This window comes from Singulisphaera rosea, from assembly GCF_054877945.1.
Genome location: NZ_JBTYIP020000022.1, coordinates 91,754 through 108,586 on the forward strand (window position 1 = coordinate 91,754; position 16,833 = coordinate 108,586).

A 16,833-nucleotide genomic window follows, 5' to 3' on the forward strand; every position below is an offset into this window, starting at 1 on the left:
TTCCTCGGAGAAAGCGGAGCCTCAAACCGGTCACAAACAGTGCCATCTGGATTCGATCAATACGAATCGGCGCTGAGGACTTCGCTCCCGGCGATCGTGTTCAGGCCGACCCAGATCGGCGCCGAGATCGTGTTCTTGATGAAGTGGACCGAGCCGTCGCCGTTGAGGGTGTTGATCCCGCCCGCGTGGCGGCTCCTCGAGCCGGAGAAGGCGGTGTTGTTACCGTTGGCGGTCGTGGCGGCGCAGGGGAGCTGATGCACAGGGTCGTTGGTGCAGAAGATCGTCTGCGAGAGCTGGTCGAAGCCGTTGTTGATCCCGAGGTAGTCGGTGGTCCCGTTGGGCGTGAACCGGGTCATGAACGAGCTGCCGCCGCCGATGCTCGACCACATCGTCCCGCGGATGTCGTTCAAGCCCCCCTGGAGCACCTCGGCCATGAACACCGTCGAGCTCGTCCCGTCGGTCACGGAGGCGATGTTGATCGTCCCCTTGTGCCCGAAGGCCGACTGGAGATAAGGGACGGAGAGGACCGACTGGGACGTCTGCCCCTGTCCCCAGTTGGTGTTGCCCCAACTGACCGCGTAGTTGCCCTTCGTCATGATCACGTTGCTGAGCAAGCCCCCGACATACGACGTCGGGATCTGGAACTTGTTCTCCGCGTCGCTCGGGCACTGGAAGACGCTGACCTTGACGCCGGAAACCGTCGAGTTGGCGTAGTAGCCCAAGGGCAGGGGGGCGTTCGGCCCTTCCGAGCCGAGGGCGAAGTTGAACGTGTTGAAGAGGTTCTGCTGCTCGAACTGCGGGAGCATCAGCACGAACCAGGGGGTGTTCTGCACGCCCGCCAGGATCGTCGGGAATGCCTGGGTCTTGCTCGGGGCCCAGATCCGGCCGGGAGGGAAATTGTTGGAGATGTCGTGATAATTCGCCATCGCCAATCCCAGTTGCTTCATGTTGTTGACGCACTGGATCCGCCTCGCCGCCTCGCGCGCCGCCTGGACGGCCGGCAGCAACAAGGCGATCAAGACCGCGATGATGGCGATCACCACAAGGAGCTCGATCAAGGTAAAGCCGCGATGCCTTCGTCCAAACATATCTGGATCGTTCCTCAAACCCGAAAATCTTCCCAGGATCAGAATATTAAAAATCCTGAAGATGTCAAAATAAGACCATCCACACAATAACGAATGGATGAGTAGGAACGATTAACGTTCCGAAAAAATTAGGCGAACGGCCCGTACGCCATGATTTCGGATGGGGAGAGTTGCAACAGCACGCAACGACTGCGAGAAGGGATACCAACAATCCTGACGTGCGGCCGCTCTTGAAGGAAGCCGGAGCACGGTCAGTGCCTGGGCAAGCTCGGGTTCTCAATGTAGGCAGATCCGTGACCCGGTTCCCGGGCCGGAAGTCCATCTCCTCGATCTCGGCCCCTTGTCCGGCCGCTTGCCGAACCCCTCCAGGTTCTCACGTCGCTCCACGGCCGTGGCTCAGCGAGTCGGTAACAGCCTCGCTGAGGAAGGTCAGGGGGTCGATCAACGTCGGTTTGGCGGAACCGTTCCGTCCCAACAGAGAAGTGATTCCGTCGAGCACTCCCGGCCGTGCGAAAACGCCCGGTAGCGGCGGAGTCGTACCTCCCGAATTCGGAAAGGACTCGTCGAGATCATCGGATGCCGGAGTCAACCTCGGGGCGGGAATCGCGCAACCGTCGAGCTGCGGTCCGGGTCGGCTCCGCTTCGAGGCGGATTCCTCGCCCCTGGTTCCGACGGTTCGCGATGGCGAAAAGATCGCCGACGGGCCCGGGCCCGGGCGCGATCGCCGGCCTTCATCAGTCGGGACGGCAGGGTTCAGGCGGGATCGGCTCGGGAGTCGAACTCAACCTCATCCACCGGGCGTATGGCCCGCTCGCATTTGTCGGCAAGTGCGACGAGCGAGGCGAAGCGGACGCGATGCTGCGAAACCAGGGTTTCGAGGGTGAGTTCGCCCAGCGATCTGAACTCGCGGAACAGGCAGCCGTCATCCTCCCGGCTGCCCCAGGCCCAACAGTAGATTGTGACGAGGATGGCCGCGGCCCGAGGGTTGAGCCAGGGCTGGGCCTTCAAGAGGGAGACGGCCAGGATCGCTTCGAAGGAGTCGAGGCACTTCGTCAACGACTCGGACGAATGAGGCGGCCGGACTCCGCCATCGACGGAAGAGAACGTCGGGACATGCGGCAACCGACGCGACCTGTAGAGCATGTCGAGCTCGGCATGACCCAGCGGGGCAAGCGTCATCCTCGCATGGGAGAATCGCCAGACGATCCCGGCTGCATATCGCATAACGCCTCTTGCTCGCGATCACTTCCTGAGGTTATCGCGAGTGCTTCGGATGATGTGAGACTCGTGCAACGCGAATAATCGGGGCCGTCGGCATTGATCCAGGCCGGGCCCAGGCCTGCCAGGCGGACCACGGGACGGTCGTCGACGGGGAACATGAGGTGGCCCAACCTCTAGCCAGCGCCTCTGCGCCGGGCAAGGTACTGCACCGAGGACATAGGCCACCGCATGACAAGAGGGGTACCGACGTTGGCTCGATCGGTGGTCACATGGATTCACGTCGAGACACAAAGCCTTATTATGCGGATTCGGCGAGAAGTCGCATATCAGGATTACAAGCAAATTTTTGCCAGGTTTTTCCTGACATGAACCGGTGGGGATTCCGAAAGGCGAACCAGTCTCCAAGCCGACCGAGGGCGGGCCGTCGGGTGTAGATTACGCAAAACCGCCAAAGAGGTCGTTCAAACGCCGTCCCGATGCGGCTCCGGCCAGGCTTCGAAACGACCCGGCCTTGAGCGACTCGGCGGCCGACAGCACCGAGGCCCAGCCGACTCGCGCCAGGGCGCCGCCGACGCTGACCCGACGGACGCCGAGGTCGGCGTACTCCGCGAGGCTCCGGTCGGGCCCCATCGCCAGGACGTTGAGCGGCCGGGGGGCGACGGCCCGGACCATCGCCGCGATGTCGGCCTTCTCCCGCACGCCGGGCGCGTAGAGGCAGTCGGCCCCGGCCTCGGCGAAGGCGACGAGTTTGTCGATGGCCGTCGAGACCGCGGAGGGTTCGCTGAGAAGTCCTTCCGTCCGGGCGACGAGGAGGACGTCTTCCCCCGACCGGTCGATGGCCTCTCGAGCGGCCTGGATCCGCTCCACCGAACGCGAGAGGTCGAACAAGGTCTCCGTCCCGTCGAGTTCGCGGTCCTCGATCGAGAGTCCCGCGACTCCGGCCCGGATGGCCAGCTCGACGTTGCTCATCAAGCCTTCGAGGTCGTCGGCGAACCCGGACTCGAAATCGGCGTTCACGGGAAGATCGACCGAGGCGCAGAGGGTCTTCAAGTGGTCGATCACGTCGTCGAGGGTCACTCGGTAGTCGGGTCGTCCCGTTGACCAGGCGTAGCCCGAGCTGGTCGACGCGAGTGCGGAGAAGCCGAGATGCTGGAACAACCGGGCACTCCCGACGTCCCAGGGGTTGGGGAGCACGAAGCAGCCTTCACGGTGGAGGCGCCGGAAGTTCTCGCGGATGGAGGAGAGGGATGAGGACATCGGGAGCCTCGTCGGGATTGGCGTCGGTCCAATACGTCCTTGTCGTCTCATTCCTAGCGAAAGGCCCCGGATCCCTCAATGCAAAAGGGCCGAGGCACCCCCGTCCACGACGAGGGCGACCCGGCCATCCTGCTGATCCGAAGCTCAAAGTCAGGCACCAGGGCCCAGGCGGCCACCGGGATCGAGCTCACGACCCGCGCGGAATGGTCCCCCGACTGGAAACCCCGAACCCGGCACCTCGAAACGCTCGGGGGAAGAGTCGAACGCGGGCGTCCAGGCCCGGGCGGCCTTCATCGCGTGGGCCTCGGCCCTGGTCGGACGGACTCCTTCGTACAGTAGTGCGATGTTCGAGCGCTCGCGGTCTCGCGACGAATCGGGGATTTCCGTGCACGGACAACCGACTGAAACCCGATAAAACCTACCTCGGGCAAAGTCGGCTTCGGCGCGGCGATCCACTTCGGGCAGGGTCAGCATCCTGGCCCCCTTTCGTCGGTAAGTGAGACAAACACCTCGAACACCTCCATCCTACAGCAGGGCCATCTCAAAAGTCAATTTTGTCAATCAATTTAGTCGAGATTCATCGCGATTTGAGTTCCTCCCTCGGGTCATCGCGGTCGATTTGCACGGGGCGTCGAGAGGACTCGGGCAGATTCTCCGCAACGCTTTGCGGTACGATTGGTCGGTTCGGGACGAACATCGGTGGGCCCCCTTGGACGGAGAGAGCGGGACCTTGTTCAAGTTCATTCATTGCGCCGACATTCATCTGGATAGCCCACTCCGGGGTCTCGACCGCTATGACGGGGCCCCGGTGACGGAGATCCGCCGATCGACGCGGGATGCGCTGGCGAACCTGGTTGATCTCGCGGTTCGGGAGAAGGTCGCGTTCATCGCGATCGCGGGGGACCTGTACGACGGAGACTGGCACGACCACGGGACGGGCCTCTACTTCAACCAGCAGATGGCCCGGCTCCGCGACGAGGGCGTGAAGGTCTTCATGATCCGGGGGAACCACGACGCCGCGAGCCAGATCTCGAGGCACCTGACCCTGCCCGACAACGTCAAGATGCTCGCGACGGATCGGCCCGAGACGCTGCGGGACGACGACCTCGACGTGGCGATCCACGGCCAAGGTTTCGGCACCCGCGCGGAGGTGCGGAACCTGGCCGAGACGTATCCGGAGGGGCTCCGGGGCTACTTCAACCTCGGGTTACTCCACACGTGCGCGACGGGCCGCGAGGGGCACGACGCGTATGCCCCGTGCTCCATCGATGACATGCTCCGGCGTGGGTATCAGTACTGGGCCCTCGGCCACATCCACAAGCGCGAGGAGCTGCACGCCGACCCGCCGATCGTGTTCTCGGGGAACATCCAGGGGCGCCACGCCCGAGAGGTCGGGTCCAAGGGCTGCACGCTGGTGACCGTCGAGGGGGGGCGGGTCGCCCACCTCGAGCACCGGTCGCTCGACGTGCTGCGCTGGGAGGTCGGCCGGGTCGATGCATCGGGGGCCCTCGACCTCGACGAGCTCGTCCAGCGCGTCGGCCACAAGCTGACCTCGTTGCGAGACGAGGCCGACGGGCGAGTCCTCGCCGTCCGCGTGGAGGTCCTCGGCCCTTGCCCGGCGCACCGCGACGTCGCGGGAGAGCAGGGGAGGGTCGAGGCCGAGATCCGCGACCGTGCCCGAGACATCGGCGGCGGCTCGATCTGGGTCGAGAAGGTCAAGCTCCGCACCTCCCCCCCCCGGATGCTCGAGCCGGGCGACGGCCCCATCGGCGTCCTCATGCAACTCATCGAGGAGCTCCGGGCCGACGACGAGCGGCTCCAAGGCCTCGGGGCCTCCGAGCTCGGCGACCTCAAGCGCAAGCTCCCCGACGAGCTCCGCCGGGGCGACGAGCCGCTCGACCTCGACTCCCCCGCCTTGCTCCGCGAAGCCCTCGAACACGTCGGCCCGATGATCGTCCGAGGCCTCCTGAACTGAATCCTGGCACGGTTTTCAACGACCCAGCAGCGGGCGAAGACGGGCCGACTTTTAGCCACGGATTGAACACGGATGAAACACGGATCATCAGAAATCAAAGCTCGATCGAATTTAATCCTTTTTAAGATTTGCGTAAATCAATGTCATCCGTTGATGAATCTCATCTCCTCTGATCCGTGTTTCATCCGCGTCCAATCCGTGGCCAAGATTACCAACGACCCGACATCGGGCGAAACCGAGGACGCCCCGTGAAGATCCTCAAGCTCGACCTTCGTGCGTTCGGCCCGTTCGTCGACGTTGGGCTCGACCTCTCCGAAGGGGACGAGGGCCTGCACCTGATCTACGGCCCGAACGAGGCGGGCAAGAGCTCGGCCCTGCGAGCTCTGAAGCAGATGCTCTACGGGATCCCGCTTCGGTCGTCGGACCACTTCCTCGTCGGCGAGTACGACCGGATGCGCGTGGGTGGGCACCTCCGCCACACCGACGGCACCGAGCTGGCGTTCCTCCGTCGCAAGGGGAATACCAAGCTCTTGCGGACCCCGGACGACACCTCGGCGATCGACGACGCGTCGCTCGACAGGTTCCTCGCCGGGATCGACCAGGGGCGGTTCGAGACCCTCTTCAGCCTCGACCACGAGGAGCTCGTCAAGGGGCGCAAGGCCGTTGCCGGGACCGCCGGCCTGGTCGGCCAGCTCATCTTCGGCGCCGGGACGGACCTCGTCCGGCTGAGCAAGCTCCGCAAGACGATCGAAGACGAGCACTCCGAGCTCTTCAACGCCCGAGCCGCCGCCAGGAACCCGGCCCTGAACCGCGCCCTCCGCGACCTCGCCGAAGAACGCAAGGCAATCGAGGCCGCCTCGATCCGGAGCTCCGACTGGCACGAGAAGCGATCGGCCATCGAGGAAGCCCGGAGCGTGCGGGGGCGGCTCGACCGCGAGCTCGACGAGCTGCGTCGGCGGAAGTCGAAGCTCGAGCGGATCGGCCAGGGGCTGCCCGATGTCGCCCGACGTGCCGAGTTGGCAGCAACCCTGGCGACCCTGGCCGACGCCCCTCGTCTCCGCGACGAATTCGCCGACGACCGACGCCAGGCGGAGGACGACCTCCGGGGTGCCGAGCGTGACCGGGCCTCCGGCGAGGCCGAGATCGCGGAGATCGCCGAGCAGTTGGAACGGCTCGAGACGCCCAGCCCGATCCTCGACGAGTCGGCCGCCGTCGAAGATCTCCAGCGTCGGCTCGGTGCCCACGGGAAAGAGGAACGCAAGGTCGCCGAACTCCGCGTCTCCGTCGCCACGCTCGAGGAGTCTGCCCGCGCGACCCTCCGCGACCTCGGCCGGGGGCCTGATACGGCCCAGGCCGAGTCGCTCCGGTTGTCGCTCCAGGCCCGCCAGCAGATCCGGAGCCTCGCCAACGCAAACCCCGGACTGGTGGCCTCGGCCTCGGAGTCGGCGAAGACGATCGTCTCGCTCGGGAAGCGTCGCGACAAGGCGGAGTCGGCCCTCGAAAAGCTCGACGCCCCCCGAGACGCGGAGGCCCTCGCGAACGCCGTCCAGCGCGCGAGGCGACAAGGGGACCTCGGCCAGCAGCTCGACGACGCCAGGCGCGAGCTCACCAAGCTCGAACGGCAGGCCACGACCGCTCTCAAATCGCTCCGCCCCTGGTCGGGAACCCTGGAGGAAGTCGGGGCGCTCGACGTCCCCTCCGAGGCCACGATCCTGGCCTGCCAGGGGGACCTCGACGCGGCCTCGAATGCCACCAACGATCACCGCCGACGCGCCGAAGAGGCGGCCGGACGGCTCGACGAGATCGACCGCAAACTCGCGATCCTCCGCAATGAGCGCGAGGTCCCCGGCGAAGCCGACCTTGAATCCGCACGAAACCGGCGCACCCGGACCTGGCGACAGGTCCGCGCCCGATGGCTCGGTGAGACGAGCGGGCCCCCGGAGGCCGGAGAGGCTCTCCCCGACGAGGCCCTCGCCACCGCCTTCGAACGAGCGTCGTCGGAGGCCGATGACCTCGCCGACCGCCTCCGACGCGAGGCCGACCGGGTGGCCGAGAAGGCCGGGCTCGTCGCCGAACAAGCCCAGGCCTCGCCCAAACTCGAGGCCCTGCGAGTCGAGCTCGCCGAGGCCGAGGCAAGACATCGGCGCGAGCTCGAGCGTTGGACCTCGCTCTGGCAATCGCTCGGCTTCGCGCCCCTTTCGCCCCGAGAGATGCTTTCCTGGCGACATCATTACGACAAACTCATCCAGGTCCTCGAGTCGGTCCGCGACGCCGAGGCGAAGGTCCAGGGCCTGGACGCGAAGGTCGACGGGATCCAGGCCGAGCTCTCGGGCCTGCTCCTCGGATTGGGCGAGCCGGAGGGGTCGGTGACCGAGTCGCTGGATGCGAAGGTCGACCGCGCCCACCAGGTCGTCGAGGGGATCCGGTCGTCGGCCCGCAAGCGCAAGTCTCTGGAGGACGAGCGAGCGGAGGCCGAAGCCAGGCTCGCCGAGGCGAAGGTCCAGGACGAAGAGGCCCGACATCGGCTGGAGGAGTGGCGTGTCGCGTGGATGTCGGCGATCGCCCCACTAGGACTCGGGGCGGACGCGACCATCGACGTGGCCGACGCCGTGCTCGAGAAGGTCACGTCGCTCTTCGACGAGATCGACCGGGCCGCGACCCAGTCGCGTCGGATCGAGACCTTCGAGCGGGACGAAACCCGCCTCGCGGACGACGTCCGAGCCCTTACGGCCCGAGTCGCCCCCGAACTCGAAGAAGTCCCCTGGGTGCGGGCCGCCGGACTTCTGAACGAGCGGCTGACGGCGGCCCTCGAGGCCAAGACCCGGCGCGACGAGCGTGAGTCGCGCCGGGCGAAGCGCCAGGCCGAGATCCGCCAGGCCGAGGCCAGGGTCGCCGACGCCCGGGACCGACTCGCCTCACTCGCGCGCGAGGCAGGCTGCGAGTCTCCCAACGACCTCCCGCGGGCCGAGCGCCGGGCCGACCTCCGGCGTACCGCGGAGCATGAGCTCGAAGCCATCGACGAGCGGCTCCGCAAACTCGCGGGGGGCTCGACGCTCGAGGCGTTCATCGTCGAGACGCAAGGGACCGAGTCCGACACGCTCGACGTCGAGGTCGCCCGCCTCGAGGACGAAGTCCGGCGCAAAATCGAAGGCCTCGAGCAGGTCAACCACAAGATCGGCGGCGTCCAGACCGAGCTCGACGCGATGGAGGAGACCTCTCGGGACGCCCGCGCCCACGAGGCCGCGAATCGGGCCCAGGGGCTGCTCGCCCTGATCGAGTCGAAGGCCGGCCAGTACGTCCGCCTCCGCCTCGCCTCGGCCGTCCTCCGCGAGGCAATCGAGCGGTATCGCGAACGGAGCCAGGGGCCCGTCCTTCGCCGCGCGGGCGAGATCTTCGCCGGTCTGACACTCGGATCCTTCTCGGGGCTCCGCACTCTGCTCAACGAGAAGGACGAGCCGGTCCTCGTCGGCGCCCGGCCCGACGGTGCGACCGTCGCCGTCGAGGGGATGAGCGACGGCACCTGCGACCAGCTCTACCTTGCCCTGAAGCTCGCCAGCCTCGAGCATCACCTCGACCACAACGCGCCGATGCCGCTTGTGGTCGACGACATCCTCGTCAACTTCGACGACGAACGGGCCCTGGCCGCGTTACTCGAGCTCGCCACGCTCTCGAAGCGGACCCAGGTCCTCTTCTTCACCCACCACCGTCACCTCGTCGACCTCGCCTCGACCAACCTCCCCCCCGACGCCCTGTTCGTCCACGAACTCCGAGGCGTCCCCGTGACCCCTTGACCGAGTCGGTCGGCGAGCCGTCTCGTCGCCGACGACCGAACCGCAAGGGTGCCCGCCCGTCGGCAACAGGGGTGGCCTTCATGAACGGGCGTTCGAAGACGAGGTGGAACGCATACGCCAACGCGACGGTGATCGGGACTGCCACGAGCATCGAGTACGCGAGCCTCGCCTCGGGGACGAGGATCCACTTCCTCGCCAGCAAGTACGCGAGCGAGAGCAGGGGGTAATTCAGCAGGTAAAGGCTATAAGAGAACGCCCCGAGCGCCACGGCCGTTCGCGAGTTGAGGATCCGCAGGAGGGGATGCCGGGCCTCCAATGTCCCCTGACGCTCCCGGAGCACGCAGTCGACGATCAGGCAGACGGTGGCGAGGCCCACGACTGCATCGTTCGGGAAGACCTCGGTGGGGAAGTTTCTCAGCCGGATGAACCCGAGAGCTGCAAAGCCGACCGTGAGGGCACTCCAGGGGATCCGATCCTTGCACCAACGAGCGCGAGGGTCCTGCGACGACACCACAACGGCCGCGGCCATCCCAAGGGCAAAGAGCCCGACGTACCAGGGGCACAGCAAGGTCCAGGCCGGGTCCGGCTTCCCCGTGAACAGTCCGGGGATCAGCGGCAGAACGCCCCCGAACGCGAACCCGGCGACGACCGCCAGGGCCACCCCGTGCCGCCTCCAGATCCAGAGCAGGGCCGGGAACAGGAAGTAGATCTGCCACTCGGTCGCGACGCTCCAAAGCGGAGGGTCGACGCGGAAGAACCAGCGAATCCTCAGGTTATGCACAAGCGTCAGGTGCGATGCGATGACGTCGAGCCGGAAGATCGGGAGGGCCAGGTCCCAGAATGTCCCGCCACGGCTCCGGAGGTCGGGGATCGCCGCGGCGAGGATCAGGCAGAGCCCGAACGCGGCGTAGTAGGGGGGGAGGATCCTCCGCGCTCGACGCTTTAGGTACGCGCCGAACCCTCCTCTTAGCCGGCCGTCGGCCGATCGGACCACGGGAAGCATCAGGCAGTAGCCCGAGAGGACGATGAACACCGAGACCGCCGAATGGCCCATGTAGAAGAGCGGGAGGAATTGCAGGGTCCGAGGCCCCAGCATCTCCGGCGGGACGGCGATCGTCGCGTGGTGGAAGGTGACGTAGAGCGCAGCCAAGCCTCGAAGTCCGTCGAGGAAGTCCATCCGATCCCGCGGGGGCGGATCGGTCCGGACGCCGGGCGCCGGCTGGACTCGGCGGGTCGACATGGCCTGACTCGTTTGGCGAAGTGGAGGACGCTCAGCCGATCGAGGATGATCCGTCACCCTCGCCCGCGTCCTCAAAACCCGGGTTCCCGGGAGGCTCTTCTTGCCCGAATCAGCGGTTCTTGTAAAGGGGAACCTCGAGTGGGAACCGACTCACCGACTCAGGAGACGATCCCGAAACCCGGTCTTTTCTTAAAAACCGGGTTTCGAGACGTGGGTTTCGGGAAGGCTCAGGCCAGGAACTTCTTCAAGAGGTTCTCGGTGATCTTCTGGACTCGCGCATCGGGCCCGTGGGGCCGGCCGTAGTGGGAGTAGGGGGGCATGTGGCCGGGCGGGGAGGAGAGGCCCTGGGACCAGAAGATCGTCGAGGCGTTGAAAACGAGGTTGCCCTTCGGTCCGGGGTAGATCGTCGCGGTGAACTCGGCGGGGACGCCGGCGGTGTTCTTCGTCGGCCCCTTGGCGACGACTTCGAGTCCAGGGATCGGGGCGGGGTCGCCGTGGAACTCCCAGCCGACGAGGCCCGGGATCTTGTCTCCGGCCTTCATCCCGGTCCCGTCGAAGAGCCAGTGCTCCGGCTTGGCGACGACCCAGTCCCCCGAGCCGTTGAACGGGTTGATCGTCCTCGCGCCGATGATCGCGGACTCGTTCGGCCCATCGACGGGGAAGGGCCCCATGAACGGCTTCTCGACTTCCATCACCCCGCCGTACCGTCCGGCCCTCGTGATCGTCCGCGCGGGCACGCCTCCAACGCTCGGAGTCATCGGGGTGACGAAGCAGCAGGTGTTCCCCGAGAGGAAGGCGACGTTCAGCCCCTTCTCGATCGCCCCCTTGACGTTTTCGAACATCTCGAGCGACCAGTACTCGTCGTGGCCGACCGAGAGGAATGCCCGGCCGCGGAGCAGGCCCTTCGGGTCGGTGTGGGTGTCGACGTTCGAGACGTACGAGACGTCATAGCCATGCTGCTCGAGCCAGTACGCCAGGGGGAACTCCCAGAGGAGGAACTCGCCCGACCCTTGAGACAGGGGGTTGTCATAGATCTGGACGTATTTGCCGAAGGGTCGGTCGAAGCTCGTCTTGACCCCGGGCATCAGCGAACGGCCATCGGTCCGGCCGTTGACGTACAGCGAGTAGTTGTCGGGCCAGCGGTTATAAGCGTTCCAGGTGTTGTCCGAGACCTGAAACAGCAGGTCGCACGGCCGGTCGTCGCGGACGACGAACACGACGTAGCTCTCGCAGCGATTCGACGGCGCCGAGAGCTTGCCGAGGTAGACACCGCTCGGCCAGTCCTCGGGGATCGTCAGGCGGACGCTCGGGGTCCAGGCGCACTCGCGGATCCGTTCGTCGCCCACGGGGGGGACGGCCTGCGTCGCACCGTCGAACGGGCCCACGCGGGTCATGAGCCGGCCGCCCGTCCCGCCGTAGTATCCCATCCGGTAGATTTCGAGCGTGAACGGCGCCGGGGGATCGGTGCTGACGCAGACCTCCAGGGTTTCGCCGGCCCGGAGGCTCTGCCGGGTCGCGAAGCCTTCGACCCAGGGGCACCGGTACCCCCCCTTGTCGACCCGGGTATAGGTGAGTTGCCAGTCGGTCGTCCCCGGGCGTTCGTTCTCGCGGACGATCGCGTCGGAGCGTCGCGGGACGTCGGCCCCTTCGACCCTGCCCAGCCCCAATCCGGCCGCACCCAAGGCGCCGACGGCCCCCTTCAGGACGTCACGCCTCCCCAGTCTCCCGTCCGGTCGATCCTCATTCATCCGCTTGCCTCCCGAACCGAGTGCGACCCGTCTTTCGCGATCTCCCAATCGTCCGACGATCATATACGAGGAGACAGCCGGATGCACTCGGGCCAACAGCTCGCCCCGCCGATCGACATAATCCGCAAAATCGCCCCAATCGTTTGCTCAAGACCAATCGAATTTCTTCCGATGAACCCTACGATGGGACATCTCAGGGCTACCCGGTTCCGAGGCGGGTCGCTGGGAGTTCGGCACCACATCCCCCCGATGCCCGGGACGGTCATGGCCTCCCCCACGTCCCATCGGGCACCGAACGATCGGCCGAGTTGACCTCGAGACGGGTTCGTGTCGGTGAGGACCGCCCGGGGATGGCGGACTCCCGGGGCTCGTCGAATGAGGTGCGGGGACCGGGCATCGACCTGGCCCGGGATCAAAGAGGAGAGAGACCGATGCGATCGACATCGAAAGCCGTCTTCATGGCGGGCGGACTGGCATTATTGGGCGGCCTGATTTCGACGGGTGCGAACGTCGCCTCGGCGCAGACACCTGGCACCGAGCTCTCGCCGCTCGGGAGCCCCCCAGCCCCGATCCCGAACCCTGTTGGCGCGGGGAACTACGGCCGGATGCCGACCGCTCCGGCCATGCCCTCCGCATACAACATCCCCGGGTACTCGACCGGCACGGACGCCGCCTCGATGACGCCGACGACGCGCGGTCGGACGGCCGGTTACACCAGCCCCGTCGCCCCCCGCACACCGAGTCCGAACATGCCGGGATCTTACGTCCCGACGACCGCACAGCTTCCGCCAGGCTACTCTTACCCGGCCGCCCATCGTCCCGTCGGCGAGATCGAATCGCACTCCTACGGCGCACCCTTCCCCTCCAGCAGCCGAGCGTCGTTCCCCGACCTCTCCCGGACCGCGTACACCACGTCGGGCATGCCGGGCCAGCGTGCGAGGTCCGCGTCGGGAGCCCCGCCCATGCCCTCGACGAACCCGGGGATGATGGCCCCCAACCCCAACATGCCCCGCCCGTCGGTCCCCGCCAACTACTGGACCGCCCCCGGCACCGACGAGAACGCCCCCCCGAAGCGGAAGTCGCTGTGGAGTCGCTTCACGACCCGCATCTTCGACCCCTCCCGCAACTCGACCGACTCGAGCGACCCGGAGACCGCCCCGAGCTCCTACCGCGACCCTACCACCGGCCTCAACTTCCCGGTCTCCAAGCCCTGGATGAAGCAATCATCCCGCTGAGCCTCCAACTCCACGCTCGCGGTTCGAAGGGCGGAACGGCAGAGACAGATCATTTCCGAGACCCGGCATCGACCTCGATGCCGGGTCTTTCTTCGCGCCCTACCGTCGATGTGATGGCCAATCCCGCGGAATGGCAGGATCGGACACCGCTTGGTTATCGCAATCGAGCCCTCATCCAAGTACTTGTTCATCACAAAGACACAAAGAACTTAAGGAATCATCAAAGCAGGTCCGAAGACCGGCTCCTCCTCTTTGTGTCCTGTGCCTTTGTGGTGAAATCTTCGCGCGGAGATGGTCCGGCGGAAAGGGAACCGGGACGGGCTCCAGGACAGGGGCTCTCGCGGATCGACCTCGAGCCGACTCTCGAGGAGCGGCCGCGGTTCAAAAGGCGATCGCGCCCCCGAACTGGACGAGGGTGTTCGGGGCGGCCTTGCTGAGGCCGGCGTTGTAGCTGCCGTAGAGGGAGAGCCGCTTGTTGACGGCCCAGATCGCACCGCCGCCCATCTCGACGCCGTCGCCGAAACGGGGGAGCGTGGCGCCGTTGAAATAGCCGTGGTAGAAGACGTCGAAGCCCTCGACGATCTCGTGTTGCAACGCCCAGGCGGCGATCGGCTCGAGGGCGCTGAAGTGATTGTTCGGCGAGGGGTCGCCGACCAGACCGACGTTCCACTCGAGGAGGAAGCCGTAGGGCAGGGTGTGGTCGAAGAGAAGGGCGATCCCAGGCTGCGTCCCCTGGTTCAGTCGCCGAGACCCGCTGGGTGTCAGGAGGAAGACCTCGAGCCCGGCCGCGGGGATATAGTATTTAACGTTCTCTTTCCACAGGTTCAGCTTGAGGTCCCAGGCCAGGGGAGCCATCCCGTTCGCCGATCCCTTGCCCTGCTCGTAGGTCGGTCCGTTGCCGAAGAGTCGGAGCTCGACGCGGTCGGTCAGGCCGAAGCGGAGGAGGAATTCGGCGTTATACGTCTTGGGCGACCCGGCGCTGGCACCCGAGAGGAACAACGGGGACACCTCGACGTAGAACCGCCCTTGAGGGAGCGTATACGGGCTGTTCGGGAAGTTCGCCGTATCGGGCCCGGGGGAGCGGATGTCGGGTTCCTCGGGATCGTCACGCGCCTCGGGGAAATACGTCGAGTCCTTCTCTTGCTCTTTCTCGCTCGAGTCGTTGAGCAGATCGCCCAGCCTGGGTCGTAAGGCCGGGGGCCCGTCCTCCGGCTCCGGCGAAGGGCGCGGGACGTCGTCAACTCCGGACTGTCCCCGGACCCGAATCACGCGATCGTCTCGCCCCTGGACACCGAGGGCAGGCGAAATTCCGCTTCCCGACTCGGCGGCCGGACGGCCCGCGCCCGGGACGGCCTGGCACCCTTGACCCGCCAGGAACGCAAGTCCCACCAAAAGAGCCTTCCCGAAGGCGACACCACGCCGACGGCCGACGCCTGCTTCACGTCGGAGCACGATCCATGTCCCTCGGTCGAGCGCCCCTGACACCATTTGCCGTGAGACTCGCAAAGACGCTGGGACCCATCCACAACCCCGGCGCAAGGATCGACCATCTCCTCCGGCAATCTCCACTCAAACCGGATAATCCGCAAAGATTCCCAGTTCCCCTCCGGTCGACAAGATGACACATCGGGGGGGAGATTCACCACAAAGGCACGAAGGACACAAAGGTAAGGCTCACCAAGAAATTCTTGTATTTTTTCCTTTGTGTCCTTCGTGCCTTTGTGGTGAATCCCCCCTCCTTATTTATGCCCTGAGCATTACCGGTCGCGTCAACGAGCCTTCTCTTCGTTCAGCCAGATCTCCACTTCGAGGCGGCGGACCTTGGCGTCCAAGATCCCGAGATCCGTCCCACGAGCGTTTTCTTTGTTCACTTTGGCGATCGCCTCGTCCTTCTTCAGATTCTCGAGTTCCTTCTCCAAGGCCGCGATGATTTCCGCCTTCTCGACACCCGACCTGCGAAGTGCCTCCATCTTGCGGCGCTCCCAGACATCGAGACCGGGGAAGGACTCGGCCCTGCCGTTTTGGGCCAGCCGACGATGCACCTGCAACCCTTGTTCGATCAAGGCGAGTTGCTCCCGGGCCAGGGCCTGGTTGGCCGCGACCACCGGCGCGAGGGCCTTTGCTGCCTCGGAGGCCGGTTGAGGTGCGGACTTGGCCTGAGCACCCGTCCCTTCGGCCGAGGGTTGCTGGCGGCCCTGGACGGCGACTCCGACCGTGGTGAGGACCAAGGCCGCCGCAACGACCACCAACGGTTTCAGTTTGGCTAGCCACAACATCTGGATCACTCCTTCGGCAAGGGCGTGGACCGCCACCGGCACGGCAGTGGCGGCTTGAGGACTCGTCGCGAAGCGGGTCGAAAGCGTGATGAGCGCCGCGGGCATCGCGGCGGACGCCTCGCGGGCGGCCTCGGCCCAAAGTACCGCGGTCGCCGGCGCAAGACCTCGACGCACCAGTCGGTCGCGCAACCGCTGGCGGCCCCGAGAGAGGCGACTCTCGAGCGTCCCGACCGGGCAGCCCAGCCGGCGTGCCGCCTCCTCGTGAGGCAGGCCCTCGAGGTCGCATAGGACGATCACGGCGCGTTGAGGCTCGGGGAGGCGGCCGATCTCTTCATCGAGGATCTCGAAGCGCTCGGCCGAACCCGGATCGGAAGCCGGGCCGGCCACGGCATCGACCCCGCCGGATTCCCTCGCTCCCCGACGCAAGGCCGTCGCCCGCGCCCGGGCCGCGACCCGTCGACTTACGCCGTAGAGCCAGGGCCCCAGCGAGTCGTCGACCCTGACCGTCGAGGCCTTGCGCATCAAGACCAGGAACGTCGCCTGAAATGCGTCAGCCGCTTCATTTCGGTCGGGCAGCACCCGGCGACAAACGCCCCAGACCATCGGCCCGTGACGTTCGAGGAGGATGCCGAAGGCATCCTCCGCCGAGCCGCCCCGGTTCACGAACCGATCCAGCAGTTGCCTGTCGGTCAAGCTGCCGTGTATCCCACCACCGAACAGCGACCGGATGTCACGGAGCGCCCCCGAAGGATCTCCCCCGCTCATGAGCCTGGCCCCCACACCATCGACCTACCGACGTCAACATGCAGGGACCCGAGAAATCCTTCCCACATTCTCCCAGAAAATGGGAGCAGAACCACACGACTGGCCGAGCGAGTGGATCACCCTCGGATTGCTCCCACCCGATGGCTCCCGCAGGATGGTCTTTTACAAGCCCGAAGCGCGAGCGAGTGAATCTTGCCGAATTAAATCGAAGAAGATTCACTCGCTCGCGCTTCGGGC

Annotated in this window: 10 protein-coding genes; 3 read left to right on the forward strand and 7 right to left on the reverse strand. The window is 66.1% G+C overall.

Annotation, left to right across the window (positions count from 1 at the left end; translation table 11 throughout):
* Positions 1 to 56: 56 nt before the first annotated feature.
* The 3 genes from ACYOEI_RS28975 to ACYOEI_RS28985 all read right to left on the reverse strand — a co-directional run bounded on the left by ACYOEI_RS28975 (position 57) and on the right by ACYOEI_RS28985 (position 3,566).
* Entirely contained in the window at positions 57 to 1,088 is a 1,032-nt protein-coding gene (locus tag ACYOEI_RS28975; RefSeq protein WP_462853143.1) for a DUF1559 family PulG-like putative transporter, read from the reverse strand.
* Between the two features lie 753 nt (positions 1,089 to 1,841).
* Entirely contained in the window at positions 1,842 to 2,312 is a 471-nt protein-coding gene (locus ACYOEI_RS28980; protein ID WP_462853144.1) for a hypothetical protein, read from the reverse strand.
* A gap of 432 nt (positions 2,313 to 2,744) precedes the next feature.
* A complete protein-coding gene (locus tag ACYOEI_RS28985; protein WP_462853145.1) occupies positions 2,745 to 3,566 on the reverse strand; it encodes an isocitrate lyase/PEP mutase family protein in 822 nt (273 codons plus the stop codon).
* 730 nt (positions 3,567 to 4,296) lie between these two features.
* On the opposite strand from ACYOEI_RS28985, the gene ACYOEI_RS28990 reads away from it, so the two are divergent.
* Positions 4,297 to 5,541 (forward strand): metallophosphoesterase family protein, encoded by a 1,245-nt coding sequence (locus ACYOEI_RS28990; protein ID WP_462853146.1) that lies wholly within the window; start codon positions 4,297 to 4,299, stop codon positions 5,539 to 5,541.
* Between the two features lie 248 nt (positions 5,542 to 5,789).
* Positions 5,790 to 9,332 (forward strand): ATP-binding protein, encoded by a 3,543-nt coding sequence (locus ACYOEI_RS28995; protein WP_462853147.1) that lies wholly within the window; start codon positions 5,790 to 5,792, stop codon positions 9,330 to 9,332.
* Here the strand turns inward: ACYOEI_RS28995 and ACYOEI_RS29000 are convergent.
* Positions 9,235 to 10,572, reverse strand: coding sequence for an acyltransferase family protein (locus ACYOEI_RS29000; protein WP_462853148.1), 1,338 nt, complete (start codon positions 10,570 to 10,572; stop codon positions 9,235 to 9,237). The genes ACYOEI_RS28995 and ACYOEI_RS29000 overlap by 98 nt on opposite strands.
* Positions 10,573 to 10,799: 227 nt before the next feature.
* A complete protein-coding gene (locus ACYOEI_RS29005) occupies positions 10,800 to 12,320 on the reverse strand; it encodes a N,N-dimethylformamidase beta subunit family domain-containing protein (RefSeq protein ID WP_462853149.1) in 1,521 nt (506 codons plus the stop codon).
* Positions 12,321 to 12,751: 431 nt separating this feature from the next.
* Here ACYOEI_RS29005 and ACYOEI_RS29010 point away from each other — a divergent pair, with 431 nt between their 5' ends.
* Positions 12,752 to 13,555: a hypothetical protein gene (locus ACYOEI_RS29010; protein WP_462853150.1), complete on the forward strand. Its 804-nt coding sequence runs from the start codon at positions 12,752 to 12,754 to the stop codon at positions 13,553 to 13,555.
* Positions 13,556 to 13,936: 381 nt separating this feature from the next.
* Here the strand turns inward: ACYOEI_RS29010 and ACYOEI_RS29015 are convergent, their stop codons facing one another.
* Both ACYOEI_RS29015 and ACYOEI_RS29020 read right to left on the reverse strand, forming a co-directional pair.
* The gene (locus tag ACYOEI_RS29015; RefSeq protein WP_462853151.1) at positions 13,937 to 15,007 is read right to left on the reverse strand and encodes a transporter; all 1,071 of its coding nucleotides are present in this window, start codon (positions 15,005 to 15,007) and stop codon (positions 13,937 to 13,939) included.
* A 317-nt stretch (positions 15,008 to 15,324) separates the two neighbouring features.
* Positions 15,325 to 16,596, reverse strand: a complete 1,272-nt coding sequence (locus ACYOEI_RS29020) for an RNA polymerase sigma factor (RefSeq protein ID WP_462853152.1) — start codon at positions 16,594 to 16,596, stop codon at positions 15,325 to 15,327.
* Positions 16,597 to 16,833: the final 237 nt, after the last annotated feature.